General features: G+C 68.0%; 8 protein-coding genes. 7 read left to right on the top strand and 1 reads right to left on the bottom strand.

Translation table 11 applies throughout. The features are described 5' to 3' along the window. Positions 1–1,432 (top strand): type II secretion system ATPase GspE (gspE, locus tag VGT00_18080; protein ID HEV8533337.1); only part of this gene is annotated, 1,432 nt, incomplete at its 5' end. A gap of 119 nt (positions 1,433–1,551) precedes the next feature. Continuing rightward, positions 1,552–2,775, top strand: coding sequence for a type II secretion system F family protein (locus VGT00_18075; protein ID HEV8533336.1), 1,224 nt, complete (start codon positions 1,552–1,554; stop codon positions 2,773–2,775). 251 nt (positions 2,776–3,026) lie between these two features. On the opposite strand, the gene VGT00_18070 is transcribed toward VGT00_18075, so the two are convergent. Then, positions 3,027–3,728 (bottom strand): lytic transglycosylase domain-containing protein, encoded by a 702-nt coding sequence (locus VGT00_18070; GenBank protein ID HEV8533335.1) that lies wholly within the window; start codon positions 3,726–3,728, stop codon positions 3,027–3,029. A gap of 84 nt (positions 3,729–3,812) precedes the next feature. On the opposite strand from VGT00_18070, the gene gspG reads away from it, so the two are divergent. The 5 genes from gspG to VGT00_18045 all read left to right on the top strand — a co-directional run. Next, positions 3,813–4,253, top strand: a complete 441-nt coding sequence (gene gspG, locus VGT00_18065) for a type II secretion system major pseudopilin GspG (protein ID HEV8533334.1) — start codon at positions 3,813–3,815, stop codon at positions 4,251–4,253. After that, on the top strand, positions 4,250–4,684 hold the full coding sequence (locus VGT00_18060) for a GspH/FimT family pseudopilin (protein HEV8533333.1): 435 nt from the start codon (positions 4,250–4,252) through the stop codon (positions 4,682–4,684). Before gspG ends, VGT00_18060 begins: the two co-directional genes overlap by 4 nt. Next, complete coding sequence (locus VGT00_18055; GenBank protein ID HEV8533332.1) at positions 4,681–5,070, top strand: type II secretion system protein; 390 nt, start codon at positions 4,681–4,683, stop codon at positions 5,068–5,070. Before VGT00_18060 ends, VGT00_18055 begins: the two co-directional genes overlap by 4 nt. Next, a complete protein-coding gene (locus VGT00_18050; protein HEV8533331.1) occupies positions 5,067–5,678 on the top strand; it encodes a prepilin-type N-terminal cleavage/methylation domain-containing protein in 612 nt (203 codons plus the stop codon). Before VGT00_18055 ends, VGT00_18050 begins: the two co-directional genes overlap by 4 nt. Next, positions 5,675–6,195, top strand: a 521-nt coding sequence (locus tag VGT00_18045) for a hypothetical protein (GenBank protein ID HEV8533330.1), incomplete at its 3' end; no start/stop codon positions are given. The genes VGT00_18050 and VGT00_18045, both read left to right, overlap by 4 nt.

Below are 6,195 nucleotides of genomic sequence, written 5' to 3'. Positions count from 1 at the left end.
CACCGCCTGCCCGATCGCGGTGGACACCTCCACCATCACGGTGGCCACGGCCGATCCGACCAACCCGCTGCTCCTGGACGAGCTGCGCCAGATGCTTGGCCTGCGCGTGGCGCTCTGCGTGGCGCCGCCGGCCGCCATCCTCGAGGCGATCGAGCGCGCCTACGGCGCCTCGACCCCGCTGCAGAAGATCGTCGAGGGCATGGGGTCCCCGGAGGCGGGCGCTGATAGTGACGGTGAGGCGGACGTCAACCAGCTTCGCGACATGGCCTCCGAGGCGCCCGTCGTCCGGCTGGTCGGTCTCCTGATCGACGAGGCCGTGGCCGCGGAGGCCTCGGACATCCACATCGAGCCCTACGAAGACCGCCTCCGGATCCGATACCGGCTGGACGGCATCCTCCATGACCGCGAATCCCCGCCCCGGCGGCTCCAGGCCGCCCTGACCTCGCGCATCAAGCTCATGGCGGAGATGAATATCGCCGAGCGACGGCTGCCCCAGGACGGGCGAATCCGGGTCACGGCGGGGGACCGGCGGGTGGATATCCGCGTCTCCACCGTGCCCACGGTCCACGGCGAGTCCCTGGTGATGCGCCTTCTGGACCGGTCGTCCGTCTTCTTGCCCTTCAACCGTCTGGGCTTCTCGCCAAAGGTGGCCGAGACCTTCGACGGCCTCATCCGGCGCCCCCATGGCATCCTGCTGGTGACCGGGCCCACCGGGTCGGGCAAGACCACCACGCTCTATGCCGCGCTGGACAAGATCAACTCGCCGGAGAAGAAGATCATCACCATCGAAGATCCGGTCGAGTACCAGCTGGCGGGCGTGAACCAGATCCCGGTCCGGCCCAAGATCGGGCTGTCCTTCGGCACCGGGTTGCGCCACATCGTCCGCCAGGATCCGGACGTCATCATGGTGGGCGAGATCCGCGACCTCGAGACGGCCGAGATCTCCATCCAGGCGGCCCTGACCGGGCATCTGGTGTTCTCGACCCTGCACACCAATGACGCCCCCGGCGCCGTCACCCGGCTGCAGGACATGGGCGCCGAGGCCTACCTCGTGGCCTCCGTGTTGAACGGCGTCCTGGCCCAGCGGCTCGTGCGGCGCATCTGCGCAGCCTGCCGGGCGCCGTATCAGGCCGATCCGGGCGATCTGTTGGCCCTCGGGGTCACCGACGCGACGGGCATCGAGCTCTCTAGAGGCAAGGGCTGCGAGGACTGCCGCGGCACGGGCTACCGCGGCCGGACCGGCATCTATGAGCTCTTCGTGATCAGCGAGGAGGCCCGTGGGCTCATCCTAGGGAAGAAGCCCACAGGTGTCATCCGGCGCCATGCGATCGAGCACGGGATGGTCAGCTTGCGCGACGATGGGTGGGCCAAGGCCCGGGCGGGCGTCACCACGGTCGAAGAGATCCTGCGCGTCACGCAGGAAGATACCTAGGCCCGTTACCCATCGAAATGCGGGCCCCTCACCCTGCCCTCTCCCCGGAGGGGAGATGGATGCAAGGCCCAGCTTGGTTTCTTCCGCCCCATGGAGGGGCCACCGAGAGAGGCGCCGGCGTGCCGATCTTCGTCTATAAGGCGGCGGATCAGCGGGGGCAGACCATCGACGGCGTGATGGAGGCCGCGGACGCGCGCAGCGTCGTCGAGCGGCTCCAGCACGACGCGTATTTCCCCATCCAGGTCAGACCCCAAGAAGAGCGGGTCGGCCTTGCCGGCTTGGCCTGGCCTGCCTTGCGGCGGCACCGCATCGCGGGCCGCGAGCTGGTCGCCCTGACCCAGCAGCTGGCCACGCTCCTCGAGGCGGGCATGCCCCTCGACCGCGCCCTCGCCATCCAGGAAGAGCTGACGCCCAACCCACGGCTGCGCGCCATCACGGCCCATGTCCTGCGCAGCGTGCGTGCGGGCTCTTCGCTGGGCGAGGCGCTCGCCGAGCACCACCCCCGCCCTTTCTCGCGCCTCTACATTAATATGGTGCGCGCCGGGGAGCGGGGCGGTTTCCTCGAGGCCACGCTCCGGCGGCTGGCCGAGTACCTCGAGGAGGCCCAGGAGTTCCGCGACACCCTGGTCTCGGCCCTCATCTATCCGAGCCTCTTGATCTGCGTCGGCGGCGCGGCGGTCGTCTTCCTCATGACCTTCGTCATCCCGCGCTTCGCCGACATCTTCCGTGATCTCGGCAGCACCATTCCCTGGCCCACCCAGGTTCTTCTCTCGCTGAGCGCCTGGCTGACGCATTACTGGTGGGCGCTGGCCGGCGCAGGACTCGGCATTGCGCTCGCCCTCAGGATCTGGCTGGCCACCTCGGCGGGCCGGCTCCAGGCCGATCAGATCCTGCTCAGGCTTCCCGTCCTCGGTGCCGTCATCGTGCAGACGGAAGTGGCGCGCTTTGCGCGCATCACGGGCACGCTGCTCCGGAGCGGGGTGCCCATGCTGTCGGCGTTGGACGTCGTCAAGGAGATGATGGGCAATCAGGTGATCGCCCGCGCCGTGGAGAGCCTGGGCGGTGGGGTCCGGCGTGGAGCGGGTCTCTCCAAGCCCATGGAGGAGTCAGGCGCCTTTCCTCCGCTTGCCACCCACATGGTGCGCGTGGGAGAGGAGACGGGCAGGCTCGACGAGATGCTGCTCAAGGTCGGCTCCACCTTCGAGAGCGATACGCGCAAGGTGGTCAAACGCCTCCTCGCCCTGGTCGAGCCCGCGATCATCCTCGGCATGGGGCTCGTCGTGGGGTTCATCGTGGTGGCCATGCTCATGGCCATCCTTTCAATCACCGATATACCGTTTTGATCCCGCACGGGGTGGTGAAGGTCGGCAGGGCCCCGTATCCGGAGCAACAGAACGGGCAAGCGTGGACTTATGCGCGAACACCTGATCCCCTCACCCTGCCCTCTCCCCCAGTGGGGGAGAGGGATCGGAATGAACTTGTTCTCTTCCCTCTCCCCGCTGCGGGGGAGAGGGATCGGAACGCACCGCAGGGTGACGAGAGTGTTCTCTTCCCTCTCCCCCGCCGAGGGGGAGAGGGTAGGGTGAGGGGGCCGCTAGCGACCGCGGGTGCTATTGGCAACCGGTCGGCGGATGTCAGGCGGGAGGTTGCTGTATACCAGGGAATCGTCGGGACCCGGATATCGGTAGATGCCTTGCGGACTCCCGCCGCGAGCCTCGGAGACGTCGGCCTGTCGAAGCACCCGCTGCACATACTGCGCGGTCTCGGGGTAAGGCGGAATGCCGCGGTGGAGATCGACCGCTCCCTCGCCTGCATTGTATGCCGCGATCGCCAGGGCGACGTTCCCGCGATAGCGGTCGAGCAGATGTCGGAGGTGACGAACCCCACCCCTGATGTTCTCGCGCGGGTCGAAACGGTCGAAGACGCCGAGGGCCGAAGCGGTCCGCGGCATCAGTTGCATGAGGCCTCCGGCGCCCTTCCGGGACACGGCGGAGGGGTTGAACGCCGATTCGACTCGGACCACGGCCTGGACCAGGGCTGGGTCTACATCATATTGAAGAGAGATTTCGTGAATCTCACTGGCGTACAAAGCCCGCGGGCGATCAGACGTCGGACGGCCTCCCGCGATCGTCGCCGATGCGCCAGGCAGGCCTCTGTACCGCGGATCCCCGGGAACATTCGTGAAGTGAACGACCCCTTCTCCATCAACGAGCCGGAGCGCGTCCGCGGACGCCGAGGGAATCCCCGGGGGGGCGGTCACCAAGATCACGAGGGCGAACGCGGCACGCGCGATCATGACAAGTGGTCGGCCTGGAAGCATGTGGCGAGCACCATATCCGAGATGCCCGGGCGAGGCAACCGGCAAGATGGGCACCGAACCTTGCGGACCAGCCTTCGAGGCCTCGCAAGCGACAGCGGCTTCTCGCTGATCGAGCTCCTCGTGGTCATCATCATCCTGGGCCTCCTGGCCGGCCTCGTGGGGCCGCGCCTGTTCAGCCGCGTCGGCCAGTCCAAGCAGGCGGCGGCGCGCGCGCAGATCGAGCTCTTCAGCGCGGCCCTTGATCAGTACCGTCTCGACGTTGGCGCCTACCCGGCGTCCGCGGCGGGCCTCGAGGCCCTCGTCCGCAATCCGAATGTCTCCGACTGGAGCGGCCCGTATCTGAAGAAGAACCTGGTGCCGCTCGATCCCTGGGGCAAGCCCTATCAGTACAAGTGCTGCCCCGGCGATCACGGCGATTTCGACATCTGGAGCCTGGGTGCCGACGGCGCGCCCGGCGGCGATGGTGAGAACGCCGACGTCACGTCGTGGTCCGTCAAGTGAAGCGCGGCTTCACGCTCATCGAGCTGGCCGTGACCCTCCTGGTCATGGCCGTGGCCATAGGCGTCTCCGCGCCCTCCATCGCCCGCGGCCTCGACGGGCTTCGCACGCGGGCGGAGGCGGCGGGGGTCGCGACGTTCTTGCGCGCCGCCCGAGAACAGGCCATCACCCACAATCGCAGCTATGAGGTACGAGTGAGGGGAGAAGACGGCGTCATCGAGCTGCGGACGGGTGACGCGGTGCGCTCGATGCGCCGAATGGCCACCGGGGTGCACATTGCCGCCGATCCCCCGTCGGCACCCGTCATCGCCTTCCTGCCCCAGGGCGTGACGAGCGGCGGGCGTCTGCGTGTCGAGATGCCAGGGCGGCGAGGGTATCTGATCACTCTGGATGCGTTGACGGGACGCGTCTCTACCCAGCGCCTCGAGCTATGAACCGACGAAACCGGGCGGGCTTCACGCTTCTCGAAGTGCTGATCGCCATGGTCATCCTGAGCGTGGCCGTGGTCGCCCTCATCCAGACGGCGTCGCAGGGGCTCCGGCTGCTCAAGGTCTCCAGCGATCACCAGGAGGCCGTTGCTCTCGCTGATCGCCTTCTGCGCGCCATGGACGGCTCCGCCGAAGGGATGGATTCGGGGCAGGAGGGCCAGTTCACCTGGGAGCGTCGCGTGCGCGTCATGGCCGTGCTGGACGAGCTTTCGCCAAGCAGCGGCCCGTCGCCACAGTTGCTTGCCCTCTCCGTAGCCGTCCGCTGGGGCAACCGGCGTATGATCGAAGTGGCCACGCTTCGCACTGTTCAAGGCGCGGCGGCCACCCCATGACGCGAGCGAGCCGGCGGGGCTTCACCTTGATCGAGGTGGTGATCGCCCTCACCATCGTGGCCACGCTTCTCGTCGTGATGTTTGCGGGACTTCGCGTGGGACTGGCCGCCTGGCAACGGGGAGAGGAGCGTGCGGAAGTCCTCGATCGCACGCGAAGCCTGGCCCAGATCCTCACGCCCACGCTCAACGCCACCTACCCGTATCAGAGACCGGGGACGGCGCGGGAGCCGGCGCGACTGCTCTTCGAGGGCGAGGGCGAGCGAGTGGCCTTCGTGACGGCCGCCCCGCCCTTCCCCACGGCCACGCCCATCGCCTTCATGGCGGTGACCTTCTCGCTCGAGCCAGGCTCCGGGCTTGCCATCCGACAGAAGCCACTGCCGAATGACGATGCCTTCGAGCGCCTGCCCCCCGCCGCCGTGGATGGCAGTGTCAGCGTGGCGCGGTTCCGCTATCTTCGCGAGTCCGATCGCGCCTGGGCCGATCGCTGGGATGGCGCCGTCGAGAAATCGCTCCCCGCGGCCGTCGAGGTGACCCTCACCGTGATGCGGGGCGGACACAGCGTCGAGCATCCCCCGCTCGTGATCGCGCTCCCGGTGACGACGCCGTGACCAATGAGCGCGGCTTCGCCCTCCTGGCTGTCATGCTCGTGCTGGCCCTCCTGGGTGTCGTCGTCACCGAGCTGTCCGTGTCCATGCGCCTCGAGGCCTCCATGGTCCGCTCCTACAAGGAAAGCGTGCTGGCCACTCACCTGGCCGAAGCGGCCATCCAGCAGGCCATCCGCGAGATCCTGGGCCCCGGCAACATCCAGGCGCTGGAGGAAGGGGGCACCCTTGTCTTCCTGCGGGGAGCGGTGGGCGCGGCCCTGCCCGTGAAGCTCCCGAAGCTTCCCCGCCAGCGCGTGGCCTTCGGCGCGGGGGAGTTCTCGTATCGGATCACCGACGAGGAGGCGCGCATCAATCTCAACAGCGCGCCGCCGGACCGGGTGGATCGCCTGTTGAGCGCGGCCGGCCTCGACAAGCAGGCGCGGGATATCATCAACGACTCGCTTCAGGACTGGAAGGACGCCGACGATCTCCACCGGATCAATGGCGCCGAGAGCGAAGACTTCTATCTCAAGCTCCCCGT

The sequence above is a fragment of the Candidatus Methylomirabilota bacterium genome (genome assembly GCA_036002485.1).
GTDB lineage: Bacteria > Methylomirabilota > Methylomirabilia > Rokubacteriales > CSP1-6 > AR37.
This window is presented reverse-complemented; position numbering and strand designations above follow the sequence as displayed.